25 protein-coding genes are annotated in these 24,687 nt (G+C 36.4%); 15 read left to right on the forward strand and 10 right to left on the reverse strand.

Features of this window, described 5'->3' with window-relative positions:
• The first annotated feature begins 7 nt into the window (after nucleotides 1–7).
• The 10 genes from fbaA to ACULEU_RS12820 all read left to right on the forward strand — a co-directional run bounded on the left by fbaA (nucleotide 8) and on the right by ACULEU_RS12820 (nucleotide 7,571).
• Nucleotides 8–1,075, forward strand: coding sequence for a class II fructose-bisphosphate aldolase (gene fbaA, locus ACULEU_RS12775; protein WP_445452950.1), 1,068 nt, complete (start codon nucleotides 8–10; stop codon nucleotides 1,073–1,075).
• An 83-nt stretch (nucleotides 1,076–1,158) separates the two neighbouring features.
• Nucleotides 1,159–2,013, forward strand: a complete 855-nt coding sequence (gene accD, locus ACULEU_RS12780; protein WP_445452951.1) for an acetyl-CoA carboxylase, carboxyltransferase subunit beta — start codon at nucleotides 1,159–1,161, stop codon at nucleotides 2,011–2,013.
• 325 nt (nucleotides 2,014–2,338) lie between these two features.
• Complete coding sequence (gene cyoE, locus ACULEU_RS12785; RefSeq protein ID WP_445454857.1) at nucleotides 2,339–3,241, forward strand: heme o synthase; 903 nt, start codon at nucleotides 2,339–2,341, stop codon at nucleotides 3,239–3,241.
• Nucleotide 3,242: 1 nt separating this feature from the next.
• On the forward strand, nucleotides 3,243–3,830 hold the full coding sequence (locus ACULEU_RS12790) for a cytochrome c oxidase subunit 3 (protein WP_445452952.1): 588 nt from the start codon (nucleotides 3,243–3,245) through the stop codon (nucleotides 3,828–3,830).
• Nucleotides 3,831–3,873: 43 nt separating this feature from the next.
• Entirely contained in the window at nucleotides 3,874–4,902 is a 1,029-nt protein-coding gene (locus ACULEU_RS12795; RefSeq protein WP_445452953.1) for a cytochrome c oxidase subunit 3, read from the forward strand.
• A 20-nt stretch (nucleotides 4,903–4,922) separates the two neighbouring features.
• On the forward strand, nucleotides 4,923–5,285 hold the full coding sequence (locus ACULEU_RS12800) for a cytochrome C oxidase subunit IV family protein (RefSeq protein ID WP_445452954.1): 363 nt from the start codon (nucleotides 4,923–4,925) through the stop codon (nucleotides 5,283–5,285).
• Nucleotides 5,286–5,373: 88 nt separating this feature from the next.
• The gene (locus ACULEU_RS12805; protein ID WP_445452955.1) at nucleotides 5,374–6,033 is read left to right on the forward strand and encodes a hypothetical protein; all 660 of its coding nucleotides are present in this window, start codon (nucleotides 5,374–5,376) and stop codon (nucleotides 6,031–6,033) included.
• Between the two features lie 3 nt (nucleotides 6,034–6,036).
• The gene (locus ACULEU_RS12810) at nucleotides 6,037–6,726 is read left to right on the forward strand and encodes an SCO family protein (RefSeq protein WP_445454858.1); all 690 of its coding nucleotides are present in this window, start codon (nucleotides 6,037–6,039) and stop codon (nucleotides 6,724–6,726) included.
• The gene (locus tag ACULEU_RS12815) at nucleotides 6,719–7,312 is read left to right on the forward strand and encodes a DUF420 domain-containing protein (protein ID WP_445452956.1); all 594 of its coding nucleotides are present in this window, start codon (nucleotides 6,719–6,721) and stop codon (nucleotides 7,310–7,312) included. The genes ACULEU_RS12810 and ACULEU_RS12815 overlap by 8 nt, the downstream gene beginning before the upstream one ends.
• On the forward strand, nucleotides 7,302–7,571 hold the full coding sequence (locus tag ACULEU_RS12820; RefSeq protein ID WP_445452957.1) for a hypothetical protein: 270 nt from the start codon (nucleotides 7,302–7,304) through the stop codon (nucleotides 7,569–7,571). The genes ACULEU_RS12815 and ACULEU_RS12820 overlap by 11 nt, the downstream gene beginning before the upstream one ends.
• Nucleotides 7,572–7,573: 2 nt before the next feature.
• Here ACULEU_RS12820 and ACULEU_RS12825 read toward each other — a convergent pair whose 3' ends face one another.
• Nucleotides 7,574–8,965, reverse strand: a complete 1,392-nt coding sequence (locus ACULEU_RS12825; RefSeq protein WP_445452958.1) for a DUF4403 family protein — start codon at nucleotides 8,963–8,965, stop codon at nucleotides 7,574–7,576.
• A gap of 162 nt (nucleotides 8,966–9,127) precedes the next feature.
• On the opposite strand from ACULEU_RS12825, the gene ACULEU_RS12830 reads away from it, so the two are divergent.
• Genes ACULEU_RS12830 through tsaB form a run of 3 tightly spaced genes read left to right on the forward strand, consistent with a single transcriptional unit; the run spans nucleotide 9,128 to nucleotide 12,434 of the window.
• Nucleotides 9,128–10,459 carry a TolC family protein gene (locus tag ACULEU_RS12830; protein WP_445452959.1) on the forward strand — a complete coding sequence of 444 codons (1,332 nt, stop codon included), beginning with the start codon at nucleotides 9,128–9,130 and terminating at the stop codon, nucleotides 10,457–10,459.
• Between the two features lie 3 nt (nucleotides 10,460–10,462).
• The gene (locus tag ACULEU_RS12835) at nucleotides 10,463–11,764 is read left to right on the forward strand and encodes an efflux RND transporter periplasmic adaptor subunit (RefSeq protein WP_445452960.1); all 1,302 of its coding nucleotides are present in this window, start codon (nucleotides 10,463–10,465) and stop codon (nucleotides 11,762–11,764) included.
• Between the two features lie 10 nt (nucleotides 11,765–11,774).
• Nucleotides 11,775–12,434, forward strand: a complete 660-nt coding sequence (tsaB, locus tag ACULEU_RS12840) for a tRNA (adenosine(37)-N6)-threonylcarbamoyltransferase complex dimerization subunit type 1 TsaB (RefSeq protein WP_445452961.1) — start codon at nucleotides 11,775–11,777, stop codon at nucleotides 12,432–12,434.
• Between the two features lie 11 nt (nucleotides 12,435–12,445).
• Here tsaB and ACULEU_RS12845 read toward each other — a convergent pair whose 3' ends face one another.
• From ACULEU_RS12845 to ACULEU_RS12860, 4 genes are all read right to left on the reverse strand, one after another.
• Entirely contained in the window at nucleotides 12,446–13,270 is an 825-nt protein-coding gene (locus tag ACULEU_RS12845; protein ID WP_445452962.1) for a mechanosensitive ion channel family protein, read from the reverse strand.
• 54 nt (nucleotides 13,271–13,324) lie between these two features.
• A complete protein-coding gene (locus ACULEU_RS12850) occupies nucleotides 13,325–13,723 on the reverse strand; it encodes a YtxH domain-containing protein (protein WP_445452963.1) in 399 nt (132 codons plus the stop codon).
• 51 nt (nucleotides 13,724–13,774) lie between these two features.
• Nucleotides 13,775–15,793 (reverse strand): thioredoxin domain-containing protein, encoded by a 2,019-nt coding sequence (locus ACULEU_RS12855; RefSeq protein ID WP_445452964.1) that lies wholly within the window; start codon nucleotides 15,791–15,793, stop codon nucleotides 13,775–13,777.
• A gap of 109 nt (nucleotides 15,794–15,902) precedes the next feature.
• On the reverse strand, nucleotides 15,903–16,799 hold the full coding sequence (locus tag ACULEU_RS12860) for a NifU family protein (RefSeq protein WP_445452965.1): 897 nt from the start codon (nucleotides 16,797–16,799) through the stop codon (nucleotides 15,903–15,905).
• A gap of 382 nt (nucleotides 16,800–17,181) precedes the next feature.
• Between ACULEU_RS12860 and ACULEU_RS12865 the strand changes: the two genes are divergently transcribed.
• Nucleotides 17,182–18,180 (forward strand): PorP/SprF family type IX secretion system membrane protein, encoded by a 999-nt coding sequence (locus tag ACULEU_RS12865; protein WP_445452966.1) that lies wholly within the window; start codon nucleotides 17,182–17,184, stop codon nucleotides 18,178–18,180.
• Between the two features lie 38 nt (nucleotides 18,181–18,218).
• Nucleotides 18,219–18,734, forward strand: coding sequence for a gamma carbonic anhydrase family protein (locus tag ACULEU_RS12870; RefSeq protein WP_445452967.1), 516 nt, complete (start codon nucleotides 18,219–18,221; stop codon nucleotides 18,732–18,734).
• A 116-nt stretch (nucleotides 18,735–18,850) separates the two neighbouring features.
• Here ACULEU_RS12870 and murI read toward each other — a convergent pair whose 3' ends face one another.
• From murI to ACULEU_RS12895, 5 genes are all read right to left on the reverse strand, one after another.
• The gene (gene murI, locus ACULEU_RS12875) at nucleotides 18,851–19,630 is read right to left on the reverse strand and encodes a glutamate racemase (protein WP_445452968.1); all 780 of its coding nucleotides are present in this window, start codon (nucleotides 19,628–19,630) and stop codon (nucleotides 18,851–18,853) included.
• A gap of 78 nt (nucleotides 19,631–19,708) precedes the next feature.
• Entirely contained in the window at nucleotides 19,709–20,209 is a 501-nt protein-coding gene (locus ACULEU_RS12880) for an OmpH family outer membrane protein (RefSeq protein ID WP_445452969.1), read from the reverse strand.
• Nucleotides 20,210–20,239: 30 nt separating this feature from the next.
• On the reverse strand, nucleotides 20,240–21,226 hold the full coding sequence (locus ACULEU_RS12885; RefSeq protein ID WP_445452970.1) for an OmpH family outer membrane protein: 987 nt from the start codon (nucleotides 21,224–21,226) through the stop codon (nucleotides 20,240–20,242).
• Nucleotides 21,227–21,262: 36 nt separating this feature from the next.
• A complete protein-coding gene (gene bamA, locus ACULEU_RS12890; RefSeq protein WP_445452971.1) occupies nucleotides 21,263–24,013 on the reverse strand; it encodes an outer membrane protein assembly factor BamA in 2,751 nt (916 codons plus the stop codon).
• A complete protein-coding gene (locus ACULEU_RS12895) occupies nucleotides 23,946–24,686 on the reverse strand; it encodes an isoprenyl transferase (protein WP_445452972.1) in 741 nt (246 codons plus the stop codon). The genes bamA and ACULEU_RS12895 overlap by 68 nt, the downstream gene beginning before the upstream one ends.
• Between the last annotated feature and the right edge of the window lies 1 nt (nucleotide 24,687).

The following is a 24,687-nucleotide window of genomic DNA, read 5'->3' on the forward strand; positions in this document are numbered from 1 at the left end:
ACTACTTATGTCTCACAATATTAAACCTGGAGTTGCCACTGGCGACGAAGTACAAGCCATTTTTGCTTATGCTAAAGAAAAAGGATTTGCACTTCCTGCTGTAAATGTAATTGGATCAAGCACTATCAATGGTGTTTTGGAAACAGCAGCAAAATTAAAAGCTCCGGTTATTATTCAATTTTCAAACGGTGGTGCTGCTTATAATGCAGGTAAAGGACTTTCAAATACTAATGAAAAAGCAGCCATTGCTGGCGGAGTGGCAGGAGCAAAACACATCCATACTTTAGCCGAAGCCTATGGCGCAACGGTTATTCTTCATACGGATCACTGTGCTAAAAAATTACTGCCTTGGATAGACGGTTTACTAGATGCTTCTGAAAAACATTTTGCAGCAACAGGCAAACCTTTATATTCTTCCCACATGATTGATTTATCAGAAGAACCTATTGAAGAAAATATCGAAATCTGTAAAGAATATTTGGCTCGTATGAGCAAAATGGGAATGACTTTAGAAATCGAACTTGGAATTACAGGTGGTGAAGAAGATGGTGTAGACAATTCTGATGTAGATAGCTCTAAATTATATACCCAACCCGAAGAAGTAGCGTATGCCTATGAAGAGTTGATGAAAGTTTCGCCAAGATTTACTATCGCAGCAGCTTTTGGAAACGTGCATGGCGTGTACAAGCCTGGAAATGTAAAACTGACGCCAAAAATTCTGAAAAATTCTCAGGATTATGTTCAGAATAAATTCAATACCGGAACTAATCCAGTTGACTTTGTATTCCATGGCGGTTCGGGTTCTACAATTGAAGAAATCAGAGAAGCTATTGGTTACGGCGTCATCAAAATGAACATCGACACCGACTTACAATTTGCTTACACCGAAGGAATTCGCGATTATATGGTTAATAATATTGACTATTTAAAAACCCAAATCGGAAATCCTGATGGCGCAGATTCACCTAATAAAAAGCACTACGATCCAAGAAAATGGATTCGCGAAGGAGAATTGACTTTCAACAAAAGATTAGAACAGGCTTTCGCCGATTTGAATAACTTAAACACTTTGTAAATGGTGAATGAAGAATTGCGAATGGTAAACTAAACTGCATTCACAATTCATAATTCACAATTCATAATTCACAATTTAATATTATGGCTTGGTTTAAAAGAACAACAAAAGGGATTACTACCGCAACCGAAGATAAAAAAGACGTTCCAAAAGGGCTTTGGTATAAATCGCCTACCGGAAAAATTATCGATCAAGACGAGTTGGCTCGAAACCTTTGGGTTAGCCCTGAAGATGATTTTCACGTAAGAATTGGAAGTAAAGAATATTTCGAAATCTTATTTGACAATAATGAATTCAAGGAATTAGACGCTAAGATGACTTCTAAAGATCCTTTGCATTTTGTGGATACTAAAAAATACTCCGACCGTTTGAAGGATGCTATTGATAAAACCGGATTGAAAGATGCGGTGCGCACCGGAGTGGGAAAATCAAAAGGAAAAGACTTAGTGGTTTGTTGTATGGATTTTGCCTTTATTGGTGGTTCGATGGGTGCTGTTGTGGGAGAAAAAATCGCGCGTGGTATTGACCATTCTATCAAAAATAACATTCCTTTCGTGATGATATCCAAATCAGGTGGTGCTCGTATGATGGAAGCCGCGTATTCGCTGATGCAGTTGGCTAAAACCTCCGCTAAATTGGCGCAATTGGCCGAAGCTAAGATTCCGTATATTTCTTTATGTACCGATCCAACTACGGGTGGAACTACTGCTTCTTATGCGATGTTGGGCGATGTAAATATTTCTGAACCCGGAGCTTTAATTGGTTTTGCCGGTCCAAGAGTAGTGAGAGATACGACAGGAAAAGATTTGCCAGAAGGTTTTCAAACGGCTGAATTTGTCTTAGACCATGGTTTCCTTGATTTTATTGCGCCAAGAAAAGAATTGAAAGACAAAATTAATTTATACCTCGATTTGATTTTGAATCAACCGATTCGATAGGTTTATTATAAATATATTTTAAAGGCGTCTGTTTGTAACAGGCGCCTTTCTTCTTTCCCGCGAAGGATTGAATCTACAATGCTTTTAAAATGGATTCCATGTGCGCGGGAAAGACAAGCAATTTCTGAAGTAAAAGCAGCTTCCAGTCTAGCCCCGATTGCAGCAATTACCGTGTAATGCGAAAAGCGGGATCATGGATTCCAGACACACACAGACCATTCGCTCCCAACCACAAAAAAAAGCAAAATATGTCGTCACTAATTTTGCCAAATCGTTTTCTATAAAGTACCTTTGCAGCAGTTTAAAAAACACAAACTTAGTACCCTTGAGTGCAACAGCCGGTTCCCTTTCTTTAAAAAGTATTGCCTTTGATTTCAAAGAAATCACCAAAGCAGGTTTGGCGGTTAGCGTGGTGTTTTCTTCTATTGCCGGATATTTGCTTGGCGTTCTTGATTTTCAGGATTTAAAAATCACCACTTTATTGATGTTGGCCGTTGGAGGTTATTGTATGGTAGGAGCTTCTAATGCTTTCAATCAGGTTATTGAAAAAGATTTGGACGCGCTGATGGACCGCACGAAAAACCGTCCGGTAGCTTCTGGTAGAATGTCGCCTAACCATGCGCTTTTTATCGCAAGTTTGCTGACGATTATTGGTTTGATACTGCTGTATCTTATCAATCCGAAGTCGGCTATGTTTGGTGCGATTTCCATTTTTTTATATACAAGTGTTTATACGCCTTTAAAACAATATACGCCCCTTTCGGTTTTTGTGGGTGCTTTTCCGGGAGCGATTCCGTTTATGTTGGGTTGGGTTGCTGCAACGAACGATTTCGGGATTGAAGCCGGAACGCTTTTTTTAATACAATTCTTTTGGCAATTTCCTCATTTTTGGGCTATAGGTTGGTTCTTATATGAAGACTATCAAAAAGCAGGATTCTTTATGTTGCCCACCGGAAAGAAAGACACCTCAACAGCATTGCAGACCATTTTATATTCGATTTGGTTGCTGGTTGCTTCGATGTTGCCTTGTTTAGGCTATACAGGAAGATTATACCTTACGCCGATTGCTGCGGTTCTTGTTTTTTTACTGGGATTATGGATGATTTTTTATGCGGTGAAATTATATCAACTGCGGACTGTAAAAGCTGCCCGAACATTGATGTTAGTTAGTGTTTCTTATATATCTTTGCTGCAATTAGTATATATTATCGATAAATTTTTAAGATAGAATGGATATGACAATGACTGCCCAAGAACACAAGGAAAGAACTGCAAGATCCTACAAGCTACTCTTGCTGTTTGCGATGGGAAGCATGACGATGATGTTTGCCGGAATCGTCAGTGCTTTTGTAGTAAGTAAATCAAGAGAAGATTGGATGAAGGACTTCGAGTTTCCTACTGCATTTTATTTTAGTACCCTTACCATTATTTTATGTAGCGTTACCTTTCATCTAGCTAAAAAAGCCATCCAAAAGGACAACAGACAAGCTACCACAAGTCTATTATTACTGACCCTAGGATTAGGAATCGCTTTTGTTATCTTTCAACTTAAAGGGTTTGGCGAATTGATGGATAAAGGGTATTTTTTTACCGGACCTGAGAGTAATATTACTACAACATTTTTATATGTAATCGCAACGCTTCACTTGGCACACCTTGCTGGAGGATTTATTTCGCTTTTAATCATAATTTATAATCATTTTAAACAAAAATACAATTCAACTCAATTGCTTGGAATTGAACTAGGTGCAATCTATTGGCATTTTCTCGATTTCTTATGGATCTGTTTGTTTTTGTTTTTATATTTCTTTAAATAAGAAAAAAAATCTAAATTTGGGAACTTTTTAACTTTTAACTTTTATGGGAGCTACAGTTACTACTGGAAAAAATAATGAAAACGTTTGGGGCGGCGGAAACGAACCGATGGGCGCTAGTTATGGCAAATTAATGATGTGGTTTTTTATCGTATCAGATGCTTTGACCTTTACTGGTTTTCTTGCAGCATATGGTTTTTCAAGATTTAAATTTATTGACAACTGGCCTATTGCCGACGAAGTGTTTACACACTTTCCATTCATGCATGGTGTAGAAGCACCGATGTATTATGTGGCTTTGATGACTTTTATTTTGATTTTCTCTTCTGTAACCATGGTTTTAGCTGTTGATGCAGGACACCAAATGAAACAAAAGAAAGTAGCCTTTTATATGCTATTAACGATTGTAGGTGGTTTAATATTCGTAGGTTCACAGGCTTGGGAGTGGAAAAACTTCATCAAAGGAGAGCATGGCGCTATCGAAACAAAAGGTGGAAGCATTATTCAATTTGTAGATGCAAAGGGTGAAAGAGTAAAGTTAGCTGATTTTGCAGTAGAACTTCCTGAAGATAGAGAGCAATTGACTCCAAGTAAAGGAAGATGGTTCATGAGTGAGCCAACCTTACCAACCTATTCTGTTGCTGAAATTCAAGCCGGATTTAAAGCACATCCTGAATTATTAGTTAGAACTGAAAAAATCTACAGAGATACTAAAGAAGATCAGGCCAACAAAGCCTTGCAACCTGGTTTAAATAAAAACAAACATAGAGAAATTTTAACAAGAGCAGCTTCAGAGACAATGGTTTCTAACGCCGCAATTGTTGTTGAGGGAGCCAATCTAGAACGCAATGAGTACGGAAGTAAATTGTTTGCTGACTTCTTCTTCTTTATCACCGGATTCCACGGTTTCCACGTATTCTCCGGAGTTGTTATTAACTTTATCATCTTCTTAAACGTTGTTTTAGGAACGTATGAAAAAAGAAGAAATTATGAAATGGTTGAAAAAGTGGGACTTTATTGGCACTTTGTCGATTTAGTTTGGGTATTCGTATTTACATTCTTCTACTTAGTTTAATTTTTTAGATAATTTATATCATGGCACACGATCAAGCACACGGACACGTCTCCAATACCAAGAGAATCTGGATGGTTTTCGCCCTTTTGTCTGTAGTAACTACAGTTGAAGTTTATTTAGGAATCATTAGACCTGACTTTTTATATATGAATAACTTTTTAAGCATGAACTTGCTTAACTGGGTTTTCATCATACTAACTCTATACAAAGCTTACTACATTGTTTGGGCTTTCATGCACATGGAAGGTGAAAAAAGCAGTTTGCGCTGGGCAGTAGTTGCCACGGTGATTTTCCTTGCATTATATCTGTTATTCATCCTTTTGGTTGAAGCTGATTATGTCTTCGAGGTTTTTAAAAACTCCACTATCAAATGGAATTTTTAATATTATATTAATTCAAAAAAAGTCCCGTCTAGTCTATTGAACAAGGCGGGATTTTTTTATTTTTGTACATCCGTTTTTCACAATCCTAATGAAAAAAAATAGCGTCCTCTTTATCTTATTTGTGCTACCAATTGTTGCTTACCTTTTCTTTGCATCTGGAGTCAACAGTTTTATTTCTTTACCCGTAATTACCAAAAACATTCCCGAAGTATCCGATTGGAAATCATTGGATAATAAACCTGTTACTTTAAACGGAAAAATTACCATTCTTGGATTTATTGGAAATGATGTAAACAAACACAAAGGCAACTTCTTTAATCTTTATGAAATCATTTATGCTAAGTATAAAGATTTTAAAGATTTTCAAATAGTGATCATCCTGCCTGAAGGTTCACAAGACGAAGTTCGGAAATTATTAAAAGTCGACATCAACACCTTAGGACCTTCAAGCGGATGGAAATTTGTATTTGCGTCTCCTGAAGAGATTAATGCTTTTTATGACAAACTGCAATTGGTTGGGAAATTAGACAACACTTTGACAACTCCTAATGTTTTTATCATTGATAAAAAAAGAAATTTACGCGGAAGGAAAGGTCAGGATAAAAAAGGAACTCCCGAATATAAAGAAGGATACAATACTGTCTTTGCCTCCGAATTGTATAATAAGATGATGGACGACATGAAAATCATTATTTATGAATATCGCGCTGCTTTGAAGAGAAACAATAATGCTACTAGAAAAATATAAGTTATCATGAAGAAATTCTCCTATATAGGACTCTCTTTCGTTATCCTAATTTTCGGAATTATTTTTATTCCGAGAATAGTAGAAAGAATCAAAAACAAAACAGTTGTGCAAGGAGATCGTTTGGATGCTATTTCCAACCATAAAAACGCAGCAATAACAGGCTTGAAAGTGATTGGTCCGGCGCCAACATTTGAACTTAAAGATCAAAACGGAAAAACAATCAATAACGAAACTTATAAAGGCAAGGTTTATCTAGTAGAATTTTTCTTCTCAACTTGCCCTTCTATTTGTCCGATCATGAATAAAAATATGGTGGAGATTCAAAACGATTTCTTCGGAAACCCAAACTTTGGCATAGCTTCGATTACTATAAATCCGGAATATGACACGGAGAAAGTTTTGAAAGAACATGCGCAACAAATTGGCGTAAAATCATCCAACTGGCATTTATTGACTGGAGACAAAGCGTATATTTTCAATATTGCCAACAAAGGATTTAATCTTTATGCCGGTGAAAATAAAAATGCAAGCGGCGGTTTTGAACATTCCGGACTTTTTGCGTTGATTGATAAAAAAGGGAACATCAGATGTAGAAACGACAAATTTGGCAATCCTATTTTGTATTACGATGGATTGGACAAAAATGGAGTTAAAGCAGTTAAAGAAGATATTAAAAAACTATTAAATGAATAAGTTAGAAAACCAAACCTTAGAGCAACGTTTTAAAATTCCAATAATTCTAGTTTCCATAGTAATCCCTGTGGTAGTTGCCGTTTTATTTTCGGTTAAACTAAAGGATTTCGGTATTGAAGTCGAACCACTATCGTTCCTACCTCCTATTTATGCCTCTATAAATGGTCTTACCGCATTGTTCTTAATCATGGGTGTAATCGCTATCAAAAATGGAAACAGAAAAGTACACGAAAGATTCATGACCACTGCCATTGCTTGTTCTGTAATATTTTTGGTAATGTATGTTGCCTATCACATGACAGCAGATTCTACCGTTTATGGCGACATAGATGGAAATAGAATACTAGACAGTACTGAAGAGATAAATGCAGGTTCTATGCGCTCTGTTTATTTGTTTATTTTACTTAGTCACATCGCGCTATCCATAATCATTATTCCACTCGTTTTAATTACGTATGTAAGAGCCTTGGCTAATCGATTTGACAAACATAAAAAAATAGCTAAAATCACCTTTCCGCTTTGGCTGTATGTAGCTGTAACTGGTGTTGTAGTTTATTTGATGATTTCTCCTTATTATGCTAACTAAAGGAAAAAGAGATACTAAAAAAGAGAAAAGGAATAACTTGCTATTGCTTTCTATTGCCTATTGCCTATTGCCTATTGCCTCTTTAGCACAATGCGCCATGTGTCGTGCATCTTTAGAAAGTGAAGGCAACAAAGCTAAGGTCGAAGCCGTTAATGATGGTATCGTTTTATTGATGGCCGTTCCCTACATTATCGTAGGATTGATTGGATTTGCTATATACCGAATGTATTTCAAGAAGAAAGTTTCAAATACAGAATAGATTTAATCCATTCCGTCAATCTTTACATTCATTTTTCCAGTTGTGGTAATAAAGGCTATGATGGCTTTGTTGGTCACCTCTACTTTTTCAAATTCAAAATCGCTTGTAGTTCCGTTGACAAATACACCTTTCATAGGCGAATAGTTGTTGAGATAAGGTAAAAGACTTTTCTTTCCTTCATCCAGATTTTCTTTGATAGAATATCTGCAATTCTCTTGTATTTTTTTCAGAATAACACCTTGTAACAACCAATTAGCAGTTCGGGTCAACAATCCTTTGGTATTCAATACATAGTCCATTTGTTCGAAATAGATTTCTTTGGTTAAGGCATTATAGTTTGGAATTCCTGACAAATAAATTGTCCCGTTGATGCTACCAGTCATATCCAAAGCCACAATGATTTTACTGTCTTTTTGCCAAAGAGTCACATTTTGAACTACTATTTTCCGACTTCCCGATGCAAATTCTTTACCATGAAAATTACTCGAAATAATTTTGGAAGCGCTTTCATAGGTAGAGATAGCTGCAATATTTGCCGTCAACTTTTCAGGCACTTTAGTCACTGCTTTAAACTGTATCTCTTTTTTATCAAAAGTGTTTTTGGGTTTTGAGCCTACCATCGTTTGCATGTTGCATTTGAGCCCTAAATCCATTTTGATTTCTTTCTTCCCCAAAACAGCATCGGTTACATAAACCTCAATCGGAATCAATTTAAACCATGCCTGATATTGTTCGCTGGTAATAAATGGCGTGCTCATTTTCTCTAAAACATCTAATACATAAGGCTTGAAATCGCAAGAACCTTCAATCGCTTCGTCTATTTTTTTGGCGATTTTTGATTTGAAAATGGATAAGGTCGGATTGATGATGTAGGTAATCGGCACTTTTTTTCCAGCAACGAGTATTGATGGACTTTCCGACCATTCAAAATCTTCTATTTTAGAAGTCGTGGAGAGTTTCCAATTCGATAGTTTAACATCGCTAACCAAGGTAATTGTGCCGTTTAGATTAATTTCTCTGGTGTCATTCAATCCCATGAAATCAGTTCCATACTTGAATCGGGACCAAATCTTCAACGGTAAAACGGTTTCTATTTTACCATTCTTTTCTATGAGTCGAATGGGAGCTGTTTTCGTAATTTTCATTTCCGTTCGGTCATCTTCCAGATTGGAATCGTTATAAATTTCTCCATTCAAGGTTTTATTCATTTGACTTTCTATTTCTTTTAAAGAAATTTCCAAAGGCATATTTACAAAAGAAGTTTTGGTATTGTAAACCATCGGAGTATCATCAGAAGGCAATGGCTTTAGAGCTTCAATTTTCTGGGTTGTCGAACAACTATTAAAAAACAAGGAAATAAAAAGTATAGCAATAGTTAACCTGAACGTCTTCATGGGAATAATTTTTTGACAAAAATAAAAGTAAAAAATGTAATTAAGCTGTAACATTATCAAAAAAGACAAGTCTAAGTTTGTATCGCTTTAGATAAGGAACTAAAAGACAAAAATCATATATTTGTTTACTATAAAAATTGAAGCTTGCAAACCAGTTTTATTATGAAATACAGCAGACAAAAAATAGCGCTCCTTTTTATTTTGGCTTTAGGTTTTTCTGCCCAAGCACAAGTTAAAAACTGGACCTTATTGGAATGTGTGGATTATGCTATAAAAAACAACATCTCCATCAAACAATCAGAACTTGATTTAAAAGTTTCAGATGTTGAAAAACTCGAAGCACTCGGAAATTTTCTGCCTAATGTTTCCGGTTCTGGGAATTACGGAATCAACACCGGAGCCAATATCAACCCAACAACCAACCAGTTTGAGAACGAATCCTTTCGTTCCGCTTCTGCAAATATCAATACCAGCATCAATTTATTCAACGGATTGTTAAACTGGAAAAATTTGCAGCGTACCAAGCTGAACAAATTGGCCAATACGTACAGATTGTCGAAAATGAAAGACGATATAGCGCTTTCTGTGGCCAATTCCTATCTTCAGATTTTATTCAATAAAGAGCAATTGAAGGTTTTAGTCAATCAAAATAAAATCACTAAGGAAAATCTGAAACGAACTGCTGAACTAATCCAAGCAGGAACACTTCCGGCGGGAGATATTCATGATTTAAAAGCTACTGATGCTTCTCAGGAACAACAAATTATTGTAGCCGAAAACACTTTGATGATTTCAAAATTAGGCTTAGCACAGACTCTTTTGTTAGAAGACTATGCGAATTTTGATATTGCTTCTAAAGAAATGGAAGTTCCAGCTTCTACAATTTTATTGCAAACACCAGATGCCATTGCCCTAAAAGCTAAAGAAGTGGTCAACGACATAAAAATTGCCAACTCCAATCTGGAGGTTGCCAAAAAAGATGTTGCCTTATCAAGAGCTGGTTATTTACCAACACTATCCGGATTTGCCAGTTACAACACGCGTTGGTCGCAGACGTTTCCATTGGGATTTGTAGATCAGCTTTCGCTTTTTGACGGAACTAATGTTGGAATCCAATTGAATGTGCCTATTTTAAACGGATTTGCTACAAGAGGTAGAGTACAACGAAGTAAAATCAGTCAACAAAAATCAAAGTTGCTTTTGGATCAGGCTGAATTGGATCTTGAAAGAACAGTATATCAGGCTTATAACGACTTAAAAGCAGCAAAAGCCACTTATGAAGCTGCTTTAAAAACGATGGAAGCACGTAAATTTGCTCAAGAGTTCTCCAAAGAACGCTATGCTGTTGGATTGTTAAATTCTTTCGATTATAGCCAAACTTTATTGGCTTATGAAAATGCGCAATCTGAAGTCTTAAGAACGAAATACGATTACATTTTTAAAATTAAATTACTGGAGTTTTATTTTGGAATCCCTATCATTCAAAAACCATAAATCATGTCAAAAAAGAAAATTTATATACTAGTTGGAGTTGTTGTCGGTTTAATTTTATTGCTTGTAACCTTAAAATCAAAAGGAGTTATTGGAAGCAATGATAATAGTACTGAAGTGGAAACGGCTAAAGTTGATGAAATCACCATAATTGAAACCGTATCAGCAACAGGAAAAATCCAACCTGAAATTGAAGTCAAGATATCTTCAGAAGTATCAGGAGAAATTATTGCCTTGCCTATCAAAGAAGGTCAGGTAGTAAAAAAAGGTGATTTGTTGGTAAAAATAAATCCCGATTTATACACGTCTGGTTATAACAGAACTATCTCTAATTTATCTGGTTCCAAAGCCGGATTGAGTCAGGCCGACGCCACTTTCAAGGAAGCCAAAGCCAGTTATGACCGAAGCAAAACTTTATTTGACAAAGGGATCATTTCAAAATCAGATTGGGATAAAGCCATCGCTGCTTTTGAAGGAGCAAAAGCCAGTAAAGAATCGGCGTATTATAATGTACAAAGTGCCAATGCTACTGTAAAAGAAGCTAAAGATAATTTAGGAAGAACAACAATTTATGCGCCAGCCGACGGAACAATTTCATCACTTGGCGTTGAATTAGGAGAACGTGTGTTAGGAACACAGCAAATGACAGGGACAGAAATACTAAGAGTAGCGAACCTCAACAACATGGAAGTTGAAGTAGATGTTAATGAAAATGATATTGTAAAAATCAGTATCGGCGACAGTACAAAAATACAGGTTGACGCCTATCTTAAAAAGGAATTCAAAGGAATTGTAACGAGTATTTCGAATTCGGCCAGCACTACCACAACTGCAGATCAGGTAACGAATTTTAAAGTTAAAGTGAGAATCCTAAAAGAATCCTATCAAGATCTGTTAGAAGGAAAACCGGTAACGTATTCTCCTTTCCGTCCCGGAATGACCGCTACAGTAGATATTATTACCAAAAGAAAGGAAAACGTAATTGGAGTTCCTATCAGCTCTATTGTTGTGAAAGCCGATACGGCGGCAACCAAAAAATTTGAGATGAAAGAGGAACCCGAAGATAAAAAAGTAGCCGCTAAAAGCGACAAAAAATTCGAATGCGTTTTTGTGAAAGACGGTAATAAAGCCAAAATCAGAATTGTCAAAACCGGTATTCAGGACGACACCAATATTGAGGTTGTTTCCGGTTTGAAAAAAGGCGATGTTGTCATTGTTGGCCCCTACACAACTGTTACCAAAGACTTGAATTCGGGGGATAAAGTATCGGTCAAAAAAGATACTGCTAAAGAAAAGGAGAAAAAATAAATCACACATCTTGACCTACATTCTAAACATTGAAACGGCAACCAAAAACTGCTCAGTTTCTTTAGCACAAGATGGTGTAACTATTTTGTATAAAGAGATTGCGGAGCAAGGGTATTCTCATGCCGAAAAACTTCACGTATTTATCGAAGAAATCTTAAAAGAAACCAAAGTTGCTGTAGCCGATTTAAAGGCTATTGCGGTAAGCAAAGGCCCAGGTTCGTATACTGGATTGCGTATTGGTGTTTCTACCGCGAAAGGCTTATGCTACGCATTGGGAGTTCCGTTAATAGCTGTGGATACCTTAGAGGTTTTAGCTCAAAAAGTTTCGATTGAGAAAGGAATGATTGTTCCGATGATTGACGCAAGAAGAATGGAAGTTTACAGTGCTGTTTTTGATTATAAACATCAAAAAATAATGGAAGTACAGGCCGAAATTCTTTCAGAAGACAGTTATGCAACCATGACGGAAGACCTTTATTTTATTGGAGACTGTCAGGAAAAATGCCAAACAGTTTTGGTTAAAGATAACTTTCATTTTCTGTCTGAAATTATTTTTCCATCAGCAAAAGAAATGAGTGCTCTGAGTTATCAGAAGTTTATCCAAAATGATTTTGAAGATGTGGCTTATTTTGAGCCTTTTTATCTGAAAGATTTCTTGACTGGGAAATAATTAGCCTACTTCTAACCCTCTTTAGCAAAAGGCTGAATCGCAATTCCCACTTCATCAAAAGCTTCTTTGCATTGTTGTAAAATATCGGAACTCATCTCGCCGAAATCAATATTTTTCGACCAAGGACGAATTGCCAATTGAATAGCGGAATCCGTCAACAAATTTACTACAACGGTTGGCGCTGGATTTTTCAACACTTTAGGATGTTGTTCCAAAACCTGCATCACGATTTCCTTGGCAGTTTTAATATTAGTATCGTAAGAAATATTAAAAAGCAGATTGGCTCTTCGGTTCTTTCCTATAGAAAAATTCGTGATCACACCATTCGATAAAATACCATTCGGAATAAAAATGGTTTGGTTATTTCCTGTGATTAATTTGGTTACAAATATCTGAATTTCACTCACGGTTCCGGCCACATTTTGAGCTTCTATCGAATCCCCGACACGAAACGGTTTGAACAGGATTATCAACATTCCACCTGCAAAATTAGAAAGTGACCCTTGCAACGATAAGCCAATAGCCAAACCAGCAGCACCGAGAATGGCCACAAATGATGACGTTTCGATCCCGAGTTTAGAAATAAAAGTCACAAAAAGTAAAATGCGCAATGCCCATAATAAACTATCCGCCAAAAAACGCGATAGGGTTGGATCGAGTTCTCTTTTAACCATTATTCTTCGGGCCAAACGATTAATCAGTCGGATAACATAAAGTCCGATAAACAGAATGATTAGAGCCGTAATTAACTTCGGCGAATACTCGAGTGCCATTTTAGTGATTTGGTCAACGTATTCGGCAAAAGAATGTATATAATGCAATTCCTTTTTTTCCATATAGTGATAAAAAAATCCCGACGAATCGGGATGCAAAAATACTAATTTTAAAAATTAATCGGCGTTTTCGTCTGCCGGTTTAACAACATCTTCTGCTTTGGTTCTAATTTCGTCTGCTTCTTCGGAGGCATCGTTCGTAAAGGCATTTACTTTTTCCTTAACCGTTTCTACCGTATCATGCGCAAAAGTTTCAGCTTTATCCGCAAATTCACCCACTTTTTCTTTTACAGTTTCGGCCACATTCTCCAGCGTTTCTTTGGCAGCCGGAATATGTTCACTGACTTTTTCTTTCGCCGAATCTATAAAATCTTCGACTTTATCTACTAATGGCGCTGCAGCTTCTTTGGCCTTATCAATAGCGTTGTCTGCAAAATCTTCTGCTTTATCTGCTAAACCACTTGCTGAATCTTTGGCTCCGCCAAATAAGTTCTTAAAAAATCCTCCTAATCCCATATCTTTAGTTTTTAGTTCGTTACTAGTAACAATATTACAATTTTTATGCGATTAAATTCCTAATTTATTGCTGATTTCTTCAAAATTGGAAGTGGGTTTTTGACAGGTTCTATTCTGGCATAAATAGAAAAGTGTTTCGGTTTCTGAAAAACGATTTACTAAAAACGGAAGCTTCGATTCAGTGCTACTTCCGGCAATAATGATGTTGGGCAAATAGTTTCGGTTGATTATATTCAGATAATTCGATGCCGTGGTTCCGCAAATGGCTAATTCTTTGTTTTGTTCAGAAAAGTGTAACAATACGTTGAGCCAATTTGAAAAAGCCGATGGATAATCGATTGTGGGAATGACATGCTGTACCATCTGTTGGCAGACTTTCTCGTAATAACTGTTTTCGAAATAAATGCTCAATTTGAATAAAGCATCAGCCATAACCGAATTGGAAGCCGGAATAACATTGTCTTCTACTTCGTAATGAGCGGTTACCAAAGCTTTATCTTGGCGTGAGGTGAACGAGAAAAACTGCGCCTTTTCATCATAAAAATTATCAAAAGCATAATCCGTTAACTGTTTCGCATTGTGCAGCCACTTTTCGTCAAAAGTTACTTCGTATAAGGAAATAAAAGCTTGAATGACGTGTGCATAATCTTCCAGAAAACCGTTTATTGTTGCTTTACCCTCTTTATAACTGTGCATTAAATTACCTTCTGAACCCCAAACGTTTTTGATAATAAAATTGGCATTTTGCAAAGCAATATCTAAATATTCTGGAGTGCCTAAAGCTTTATAAGCATCAACATAACCTTTGAGCATTATGGCATTCCACGAGGTAAGGCATTTATTATCCAAGCGGGGCTTGCTTCGTTTCTCTCTTGTGGTATATAATAATTGTTCCCAATTTTTTTTCTTTTGTTCTAATGTTTCTAATGGAATATTTTGCTGCGCTGCTATTTCTGATAAAGCGTCTTTTTGAATCAAAACGTAGTTTTGATGTTCCCAAAATCCAAATTCGTTGCAATTGAATACGATGGAAAACAAGTCGAAATCCTCCTGAAGCACTTCTTGCAATTCTGATTTAGTCCAAACGTAGAAGGCACCTTCTTCGAGATGATTTTCAGTATTTAGGCTATCTGCATCCAAAGCCGAATAAAAGCTTCCTTCTTTCGTGAGCCATTCTTTTTCGACAAAATGCAAGGTCTTTTCAATAACGTCTTTGCACAATTTATTTTTGGTCAATTTATAAGCATTGGCGTACAATGAAACCAGTTGCCCATTATCGTACAGCATTTTTTCAAAATGAGGCACATGCCATTTCATATCGACTGAATACCTTGAAAACCCGCCATCAACGGTGTCAAATAAACCACCATAGGCCATTTTAGTCAAGGTTAGATTTACAAAATCGAGGATTGTTTGGTTTTGCGTTTGATGACCAAATCGCAATAAGAATTCGTAATTGGTTGGCATCATGAATTTGGGTGCACAAGCCATTCCGCCAAACTCCCAGTCGAAGCTCCGTTCCCATTTGGAAACTAGGTTGGATAGCAATTCCAAATCAAAACTACTTTCAGCATCATTTTTAGGAATGATACTTATAGATTGCAGTCCTTCGTGGAGCTTTTGCGCATAATCCAAAATCGTCTCCGGTTGTTGTTTATAGAGTTCCTGAAGCCGTTCCAGTGCATTAATCCAATCATTCTTCCGGAAGTAAGTGCCGCCCCAAATTGGTCTTCCGTCTGGTAAGGTTACTACATTCATGGGCCAACCGCCTTGTCCTGTCATGACTTGTACTGCTTTCATGTAAACAGCATCGATATCGGGACGTTCTTCCCGGTCAATTTTGATGCTGATAAAGTGAGCATTCATTACGGCTGCGACATCGTCGTTTTCAAAACTTTCGTGTTCCATGACATGGCACCAATGGCAAGCCGAATAACCAATACTGACAATGATTAGTTTGTTTTCTTTTTGGGCCGAGTCCAACGAATGAGAGTTCCAGCCTTTCCAGTGTACCGGATTGTTAGCATGTTGTAATAAATAAGGGCTGGTTTCCTGATGTAGTTCGTTCATAATAAATTTTTTTAGCCCCGATGGGAGCGAGCTACCGTGTAGCGCGTACAGCGGGAAATAGCTTCTAAAATTAAATAAAAAAAGCGTCTCAAAAGAAACGCTTGGAGTGTTATCCGTTTAGTGCTTCGACAATGATGTCTTTGTCGTTGAGCATGTCTTTAAGCATGTTTTCAATGCCGCTTTTCAGGGTAAATGTAGATGAGGGACAGCCATTACACGCGCCTTGAAGCACTACTTTCACTCGTTTTTCTGAGGAATCATAGGAATCAAAAAGAATATTTCCGCCATCGGCAGCAACGGCTGGTTTTACGTATTCCTCCAAGATATTGATGATTTGCTGTGACGTTGTATCGAGATTATCGAAGTTTTTGATTTGCTGTTTTTCTTGTTTTTCAGAAGTTTCGATTTGGCTTTCATCGATAACCGTGCCACCGTTTTCAATAAATTGTTTGATGAAAGTACGCAGTTCCAAAGTAATTTCGTCCCACGAGATACTGTCGTACTTGGTTACTGCTATATAATTTTCGGCCATAAAAATTTCTTTGATATAATGAAATTTGAACAGCTCTTGTGCCAAAGGCGATGGTTTTGCTTCGTCAATATTCTTGAATTCGGCCGAAGTTTTGGTTAATGCTTTGTTTACTACAAATTTTAGTGATGCTGGATTTGGTGTAGTTTCGCCATAAACTGTTACTGGTTGTTTTTTTATGGGATTATCGTTGGCCAATACAATAACGCCACCATTAGTGACAAATGCTTCTATTTGTTCGGCAACCGCATCCTGAACATCACTCCATTCTACAATGCTAAATCGCTCAATGGCTATGAAATTTCCGGAGATATATACTGTTTTTACAAATGGAAGATAAAACAGTTGTTGCGCTAAGGGTGAATTTTTAGCTTCATCGATGTTTTTGAACTCAAAGTTCTGATTTTGAGTAATAAAATCGGGGAATTCAAATTTTAATATGGTTGGATTTTGAGTTTCTTTTATGTTGATTTTCATTGTGAAAGTATATTTTTATGCAAATTTAACAAAGTTATTTTCTGTGATTGGCTATATTTGGACAATTAAACAATTAATTAACATATTGAGCGGTTTTAAGAGTCTGTATTTGTTTGATTTTTAAGATAGTCTGAGGCGAATTAGGTTAGGTATTACTGGCAAAAGAATATTCTTGGATTAAGCACCAACTTAACGTCAAAATTTATATATTTGACCGCTATGAAAAACTAATGTAAAAATCAGTTCAAATGGACAAGGATAGTGGGAACAAAACCCCTGTTATCAACAAAGTAGGACAACTGATTTATGGTTGATTATTTAGAATCTAGCGAGGATTACCATAACAATTTAGAGCCCATTTCTCACTAAAAAGATAATTATAATGAATTTTAGAAAGATTTATTTATTAGCACTACTGATAGTAGCACAATTTGCCCATTCACAAGAAGGTTTACCTGTTTATTCTGATTATTTATCGGACAACTATTATCTGCTTCATCCCTCAATGGCAGGTGCTGCGAACTGTGCCAAACTTAGATTGACTGGAAGACAACAATGGTTAGGTCAGAAAGATGCACCAGCTTTACAAACACTCAGTTTTAATGGTGCTTTGGGTGAACGCTCAGGAGGTGGAATTATTGTTTTCAATGACAGAAACGGATATCACTCTCAAACGGGTATGAAATTAACCTATGCACACCACATTATGTTTTCTAGAGATAATGTCGATTTGAATCAATTATCTTTTGGTATGAGTGCCGGATTTCTTCAAAGTAATTTAGATGAAACTACATTTTACGACAACAATCCAGGATTTGACCCAGTAATATTTGGCTCGATTCAACGCGCTAGTTATTTCAATGTTGATATTGGAGCATCGTATAATTTCTTAGATTTTTATGTTCATGCTACGGTTAAAAATGCTTTGGCCAGTGACCGAAAATTGTATACGGATAGCGAGCCTGTAAATTTGAGACGCTTCATTTTGAATGCTGGTTATACATTTGGTGATTCGGAAGCAATACTTTGGGAACCTTCTTTTATGTTTCAGTTAGTGACATTAACTCAGGAGAAAACCGTTGATTTAAACGTTAAGGCTTATAAAAATTTAGATTGGGGGAAATTGTGGGGAGGTTTATCCTATAGAAGAAGTTTAGACGGAGCGCAATTTGTACAAGGAAATGGTGTTGCCGATCAAAAATTACAATATGTAACTCCAATTATTGGAGTGAACTTTAAAAACTATGTGTTCTCGTATACATACTCCCATTTAGTTGGCGATGCTAAATTTGATGCCGGTGGATTCCACCAAATCACTTTGGGATTAAATCTATTCTGTAAACCAGAGAAATACCACTGTAATTGTCCAGCAATTAACTAATATAACTGTCCCGATTCGTCGGGACACTTTTTTTACCTATGATTATAAAAGCGGTTAACGGTAAAAGCCCACTAATTCCAGAAGATTGTTATGTGGCAGAAAACGCAACTATTGTTGGAGATGTTACTTTGGGAGCATCCTGTAGCGTTTGGTTTAATGCTGTGATTAGAGGTGATGTTCATTATATTAAAATTGGCAACAAGGTCAATATCCAAGATGGCGCTATAATTCATTGTACGTATCAAAAACATCCTACTGAGATTGGTAACAACGTTTCTATCGGACACAACGCTATTGTTCACGGATGTAAAATTCATGATAATGTTTTAATAGGAATGGGAGCCATTGTAATGGACAATTGTGTTGTTGAAAGCAATTCTATTGTTGCCGCCGGAGCTGTAGTAACGCAAAACACGGTAATCGAATCAGGAACGATATACGCAGGGGTTCCTGCGAAGAAAGTTAAAAACATTGATCAATCGGATTTTGCCGGAGAAATTGAGCGCATATCGAATAATTATGTGATGTATTCCAGTTGGTTTAAAGACGAATAAAGAAAGCCTACTGATGGATTCTAGCCCCGATGGGAGTAATTACCCTGCCTGCCGGTAGGCGGGCTTGTAGTGCGGACAGCGGGAAAATGGTTTAACTAATCTCGGATGTTTGGCTCTTAAAAATCTTTACGAATCACAGTATACTTATGATCCAAAATGTCGTTTAAAACCTTTGGGTCCGAGTTGGTATAAAAAATCACTTTTCCTTTATCTTTTCCTGAATTTATAGCATTGTTTTCCGCCAGAATAGTTTTGGTTTGACGTGCTACTGCTTCTCCCGAATCGATGATTTTTATTTCTTTTGGAAGTATTTTTTTTATCTGTGGAATTAAATAGGGATAATGGCTGCAGCCCAAAACGAGATAGTCAATGTTGGCATCGATCATCGGTTCGAGGTATTGACGAAGTAACACATCCATTTCTTTAGAATTCATTTCGCCTTTTTCGATTAGCGGTACTAATCCGTGTCCGATTTGCTCGATGATTTTAGTGTCGTGGAATTTTTCAACCGTCTGATGAAACAATTCGCTGTTGAGCGTTCCTTGAGTGGCAAGGATACCAATAATATGCTTTTCTGAGTGAATTGCCGCTGGTTTGATAGCTGGTTCAATTCCGATAAAAGGAACATCGTATTTGGCTCTTAATTCTTTAATGGCATTGGTGGTTGCTGTGTTGCAGGCCACGACAATGATTTTAGCATTTTGATTGAGAAGATACTCGGTGTTTTTAATGCTAAGTGCAATAATCTCCTCCTTTGATTTCTGACCGTAAGGAGCATTCTTACTATCGGCAAGATAGATTGTATGTTCGTTAGGAAGCAAATCATGGATTTCTTTCCATATAGAAGTGCCACCAATTCCTGAATCGAAAAGCCCTATCGGATTATTGTTGTTCATAAAAACAAAAGTAAAAAAAAACTGCTCAAAGTATTGAGCAGTTTTTAATATTGTTATGAAATCTGATTTAGGTTCAGATTAAAATCCTAAATCTTTTTTAACGTCAGCTGTTAAATCTGGACCATCAGCTAAAAGTAAATCAGCGATATTTAAAACATATTGGTATCCTTTTGCTTTGCCCACTTTCGTGATAGAAGCTTTGATTTTATCCATTAATGGTTTTACTAAATCTGCTTCTTTCTTTTGTAACTCTTTTTGAGCATTTTCTCTGTAATCAGTGATACGTTTTGTCAAGTCTTGCACTTCAGTCTGACGTGTTGCATTTACAGCATCACCTACGGTTGCAGCTTCTTGATCGTATTTTTTGATTTTGTTTTGGTATTCTTCAGCCATTGTTTTGTATTCCGCTTCGTACGTTCCGCCCAATTTTTCTAATTGTTTTTGAGCATCGATCATCGCTGGCATTTTAGAAATTATTTCATTTACATCTACATGTGCCGTTTTAGCTTGTGCATTGATTGTATAGCTTGTTCCCAAACATAACACTGTAGCCAATAGTAATGATTTCAATCGTTTCATTTTAAAAAGTATTAATTAATTATTGTTTTATTATTCCGTTTTATTTTTCTTGTCCTCTTTTGCTTTTTTAGCTGCTTCTCTTGCTTCTAAAGCTTTTTGTTTTCTGTCTTCTAAGGCTTTTTTTCTGTCTTCTAAAAGTTGGGCTCTCGCTGCTGCTTTTGCTGCTTTAGCATCTACCGCAGTAGAATCCGTTGTTGTTTTACTTTCTCCTGATGGAGGTGTAACTTCGCCTTCTGGGGTATCCTTAGCAGGAACCGTGCCAGTTTTTTTTCCGTTCTTAGCATCAAGTAACTCTTGACGTTTGGCCTCTTTCTCTGCTTTCTTTGCTTCTGCAGCCGCTTTTCTTTCAGCAACTAGTGCTTCTCTTGCTTTCTTTTTATCGTCTAAAGCCTTTTTACGCGCTTCTAAGTTAGGATTATCGCTAACAGCATCTTCTAATGCTTCTTTGGCTTCCTGAGCTTTAACTTCTTTTTTACTTCTTTGCTCTCTATTTTCTGCTCTTGTTATTTGTCGGATAACTTGGTCGCTTATATCGTATCTTTTAGCGGCAAAAAGCATCGTTAAATCAGATGATTTATCAAAAACGAAATCAAATTTTTTGGCTTCAGCGATGTCTTGAACAATGGTGAAAACTTGGTCTTGGATTGGTTTTACTAAAACAGATTTTTGAGTAATCAAATCGCCATCAGGACCAAATCGTTTTTGTTGAAAAGCTAAGAGTTCGTCTTCTTGAAATTTTATTTCCTCGTCACGCTCATCGATTAACTCTTTAGTTAATAAAGCTCTCTCGGTTTTTAAAGCATCTTTGAGCTTGGCTATTTCAACTTTCTTAGCTTCAATATCTTGCTTCCACTTTTGGGCTTTTTGCTCTAATTGACTTTTGGCTTCCGTGTAATCTGGTACATTTTGAAGTATATACTCCATATCGATGTAACCGATTTTCACACCTCTTGATTGTGCATTTGACTGAAATACAGTGGCTAAAGCTATAATTGTTATTGCAAAATATTTTTTCATTCGATGGGTAATTTATAAATATTATACCAAATATAATTAAAATTGTTGACCAATTATAAAATGTGTTTCCCAACCATTCGGATTTGTAAAACCAGGAACGGCATCAAATCCGTGAGCGAAGTCAATTCCTAATAAACCAAAGGCAGGCATAAAGACTCTCAGACCAAAACCAGCGGAACGTTGTAAGACAAATGGATTGTATTCTTTAAACGTATCGTAAGAAGATCCAGCCTCGACAAAACTTAAAATATAAATTGAAGCTGCGGCTTTCAAGGTTAATGGATATCTTAATTCTAAAGAGAATTTATTGTACACCGTTGCACCATCTTGATTTGACAATGATTGGTTTGGATATCCTCTTAATTGCACTACTTCTCTACCGTCAAGCGAAAAGTTAGCTAAACCGTCACCTCCAACAAAGAATCGTTCAAAAGGCACTAAACCTCGTGCACTATTGTAAGCTCCTAAATAACCGAATTCCCCCAAAGCTCTTAAAACTAGTGCTTTTGATTGTGTTCCTGCTATTCTTGTATACCAATCTGCTTTGAATTTTAGCTTGTAGTATTCTAACCAATTGAATTTTTGCTGATCCACTTTGGCTCTGTCTGCCGTGGCAATATCGAAGTTTTGACCTACAGTTTGATAAACTCCTGAACCTGGAGCCGTCTCTTGTAAATAATCGCCCACTTGCGCAATTTCTCCAGAGGAAGTTGGCACTGTAGTATATCCTGCGTTCTCTTTGTAACGTAACTTGAACTCTTTTTGATTCTCTAAATTAGCATAATCGATGCCGTTAAATAAGGAATACGGTAAAGTAAACTTTGCAGACACACTAAATTCAGAGCCTGACGTTGGGAAAATAGGGTTAACTCCTTTATTATTTCGACTTAAACCAAGTGTATAGGCTAAGTTTCTAGAAGCACCATCTCCAAATGTAAACAAGCCTGTATTGTAATTATTTAAATCATAATACTGAAAACTTGCTGAACTTGAAAACACAAAAAAATCATCTGGAATGGTTAGTCTTTTGGCGATTCCTATGGACAACGAAGTAATATTAAAACTTTTGCTTCTATCAACGTTTGACGAGTTTCCTGAGTATAAAAACTGTTTACTGTGTGATAATGAGCTTGAGAATTGAATTGGCTTTTTACCACCTAACCAAGGTTCTGAGAAGGACAAACTATAGGTTTGAAAAAACGAACTGGCTTGCAAACGCAAAGACAATTTTTGTCCGTCTCCCATTGGAAGTGGTTTATAAGCTTCTTTCTTGAATATATTTCTAACTGAAAAATTATTGAAGGACAAACCAAGCGTTCCAATAAATCCGCCACCACCATAACCTCCTTGAAGTTCAATTTGACTAGATCCCTTTTCTACAACATTGTATTCGATATCAACAGTTCCAGCTGCTGGATCAACATTTTTAAATTTTGGATCAATCGCTTCCGGGTCAAAGAATCCTAATTGTCCAATCTCACGAATAGTTCTAACTAAATCTTCTTTGCTGTATTTTTGTCCGGGTTGAGTTCGTAGCTCTCTGTAAATAACCCTGTCATTTGTTTTATCGTTACCCACTACGGTAATATTGTTAAAATAAGCAATCGGTCCTTCTACAATTCTTATTTCAAAATCAATAGTATCATTGGCTGTTTTTACTTCTACAGCGTTGACATTCGAAAATAAGTAACCATTATTTTGGTATAAATTGGTAATGTCTTCTCCATCTGGTTTTGACTTATCCGCTATTCTTTTTTCAAGCAAAACACCATTGTAAGTATCCCCTTTTTTGATCCCGACAATTCTGCTCAACAACTGATCTGAATATACCGAATTCCCCAAAAATTTAATATCTCCGAAACGGTATTTTTTACCTTCTTCAACTTTAATATTGATCGCTAATTTTGACTTTTTCTGATTTAAAAATACAGAATCACTAATAATTCGTGCATCTCTATACCCTTTCTCTTTATACTTTTCTACGATAGAAGTTAAATCTTCCTGATATTTATCTTTTATAAACTTAGAGGCTTTGAAAATACGAATGCGGTTGATTTGTTTAGTGTTTTTCATCGCACCGCGCAACTTGGCATCGGTGAATTTATCATTGCCTTCAAAGTTGATTTTAGAAATTTTCAATTTATCGCCTTTGTCAATGTTAACAAGCATTTTCACTTGATTACCATCAGTAGTGTCTGGAATGGTTTTTATAAAAACTTTGGTATTGAAATAACCGTCTTTTTTATACTTGTTTTCGATATAATTTTTGGTGGTGGTAATAAGGTTTTCATTGACAATTTTACCCTTAGTCAGCTCATTGTCTTTGATAAGTCCTTCTGTTTTTCCTTTTTTAACGCCTTGAAATTTCACTTCACTAAGTTTAGGAAGCTCAACAATATCCAAATCCAACCAAATGCTGTCTCCTTCTACTTTATTAACATAAAAATCGATATCACTAAAAAGTCCTAATTTTCCAAGTTTTTTGATGGCATTACTGGTTTCTTCACCTGGAACCGTAATTTGCTGTCCTTTTTCTAATCCCGCAAAAGTTACAACTGTTTGCTGATTATAACTGATTTTACCGTTGACTAATACATTAGCTAGAACGTATTTCTTACCTTGATCGAAAGGCATTTTGTCTTGGGCTTGTAATTGAAAAATACTTCCAAATAAGATGATACACAGTACTACTTTTACGATAGCTTTCTGTTCTGAATTTTTATTTAATTTGTTCACTTGTCTTTCCGAATCTGCGTTCTCTTTTTTGATAACTAATAATGGCTGCATATAAATCTTCTTCTTTAAAATCGGGCCATAAAACATCGGTGAAATAAAATTCTGCATAGGCAATTTGCCATAACAAAAAATTACTAATCCGGTGTTCCCCACTGGTTCTGATTACTAAATCTACATCGGGTAAATTTCGCGTGTAAAGATGCTCATTTATAATTGATTCATCAATAGCGTCTATAGAAATTATATTATTTTTAACTTTATCACTTATTATTTTAACAGCATTTAACAATTCCTCTCTGGAACCGTAGCTTAGCGCTAGTGTGAGCGTCATTCTGCTGTTATTTTTTGTCTTATCAATCACTGCTAAAAGCTCCTTTTTAGCCTTTGCCGGAAGCATGTCGATATTGCCAATACAGTTTAAGCGAATATTATTTTTCTCCAGGGTTTTCAGTTCCTTCTTAAGGGAATTTACCAACAAACTCATCAAAGTATCCACTTCTAATTTGGGTCTGTTCCAGTTTTCTGTTGAAAAAGCATATAATGTAAGATTCTCAACTCCCAATTTGGCACAAGTTTCCACAGTTAGTCTCACCGACTTCGTACCTTTCTCGTGTCCAAAAGCCCTTAGGAATCCTTGTTGCTTTGCCCAACGTCCATTGCCGTCCATAATGATAGCAAGGTGTTTAGGTAAGTTGTCTTTATTTATGTTTTCCAGTAAACTCATT

Source organism: Flavobacterium sp. 25HG05S-40, from assembly GCF_052654735.1.

Bases quoted from the DNA above. Each gene is read 5' to 3' on its own strand.
- fbaA (WP_445452950.1), top strand. From the start codon at position 8: ATGTCTCACAATATTAAACCTGGAGTTGCCACTGGCGACGAAGTACAA.
- accD (WP_445452951.1), top strand. From the start codon at position 1,159: ATGGCTTGGTTTAAAAGAACAACAAAAGGGATTACTACCGCAACCGAA.
- ACULEU_RS12790 (WP_445452952.1), top strand. From the start codon at position 3,243: ATGGATATGACAATGACTGCCCAAGAACACAAGGAAAGAACTGCAAGA.
- ACULEU_RS12795 (WP_445452953.1), top strand. From the start codon at position 3,874: ATGGGAGCTACAGTTACTACTGGAAAAAATAATGAAAACGTTTGGGGC.
- ACULEU_RS12800 (WP_445452954.1), top strand. From the start codon at position 4,923: ATGGCACACGATCAAGCACACGGACACGTCTCCAATACCAAGAGAATC.
- ACULEU_RS12805 (WP_445452955.1), top strand. From the start codon at position 5,374: ATGAAAAAAAATAGCGTCCTCTTTATCTTATTTGTGCTACCAATTGTT.
- ACULEU_RS12815 (WP_445452956.1), top strand. From the start codon at position 6,719: ATGAATAAGTTAGAAAACCAAACCTTAGAGCAACGTTTTAAAATTCCA.
- ACULEU_RS12820 (WP_445452957.1), top strand. From the start codon at position 7,302: ATGCTAACTAAAGGAAAAAGAGATACTAAAAAAGAGAAAAGGAATAAC.
- ACULEU_RS12825 (WP_445452958.1), bottom strand. From the start codon at position 8,965: ATGAAGACGTTCAGGTTAACTATTGCTATACTTTTTATTTCCTTGTTT.
- ACULEU_RS12830 (WP_445452959.1), top strand. From the start codon at position 9,128: ATGAAATACAGCAGACAAAAAATAGCGCTCCTTTTTATTTTGGCTTTA.
- ACULEU_RS12835 (WP_445452960.1), top strand. From the start codon at position 10,463: ATGTCAAAAAAGAAAATTTATATACTAGTTGGAGTTGTTGTCGGTTTA.
- ACULEU_RS12845 (WP_445452962.1), bottom strand. From the start codon at position 13,270: ATGGAAAAAAAGGAATTGCATTATATACATTCTTTTGCCGAATACGTT.
- ACULEU_RS12850 (WP_445452963.1), bottom strand. From the start codon at position 13,723: ATGGGATTAGGAGGATTTTTTAAGAACTTATTTGGCGGAGCCAAAGAT.
- ACULEU_RS12855 (WP_445452964.1), bottom strand. From the start codon at position 15,793: ATGAACGAACTACATCAGGAAACCAGCCCTTATTTATTACAACATGCT.
- ACULEU_RS12860 (WP_445452965.1), bottom strand. From the start codon at position 16,799: ATGAAAATCAACATAAAAGAAACTCAAAATCCAACCATATTAAAATTT.
- ACULEU_RS12865 (WP_445452966.1), top strand. From the start codon at position 17,182: ATGAATTTTAGAAAGATTTATTTATTAGCACTACTGATAGTAGCACAA.
- ACULEU_RS12870 (WP_445452967.1), top strand. From the start codon at position 18,219: ATGATTATAAAAGCGGTTAACGGTAAAAGCCCACTAATTCCAGAAGAT.
- murI (WP_445452968.1), bottom strand. From the start codon at position 19,630: ATGAACAACAATAATCCGATAGGGCTTTTCGATTCAGGAATTGGTGGC.
- ACULEU_RS12880 (WP_445452969.1), bottom strand. From the start codon at position 20,209: ATGAAACGATTGAAATCATTACTATTGGCTACAGTGTTATGTTTGGGA.
- ACULEU_RS12885 (WP_445452970.1), bottom strand. From the start codon at position 21,226: ATGAAAAAATATTTTGCAATAACAATTATAGCTTTAGCCACTGTATTT.
- bamA (WP_445452971.1), bottom strand. From the start codon at position 24,013: ATGCAGCCATTATTAGTTATCAAAAAAGAGAACGCAGATTCGGAAAGA.
- ACULEU_RS12895 (WP_445452972.1), bottom strand. From the start codon at position 24,686: ATGAGTTTACTGGAAAACATAAATAAAGACAACTTACCTAAACACCTT.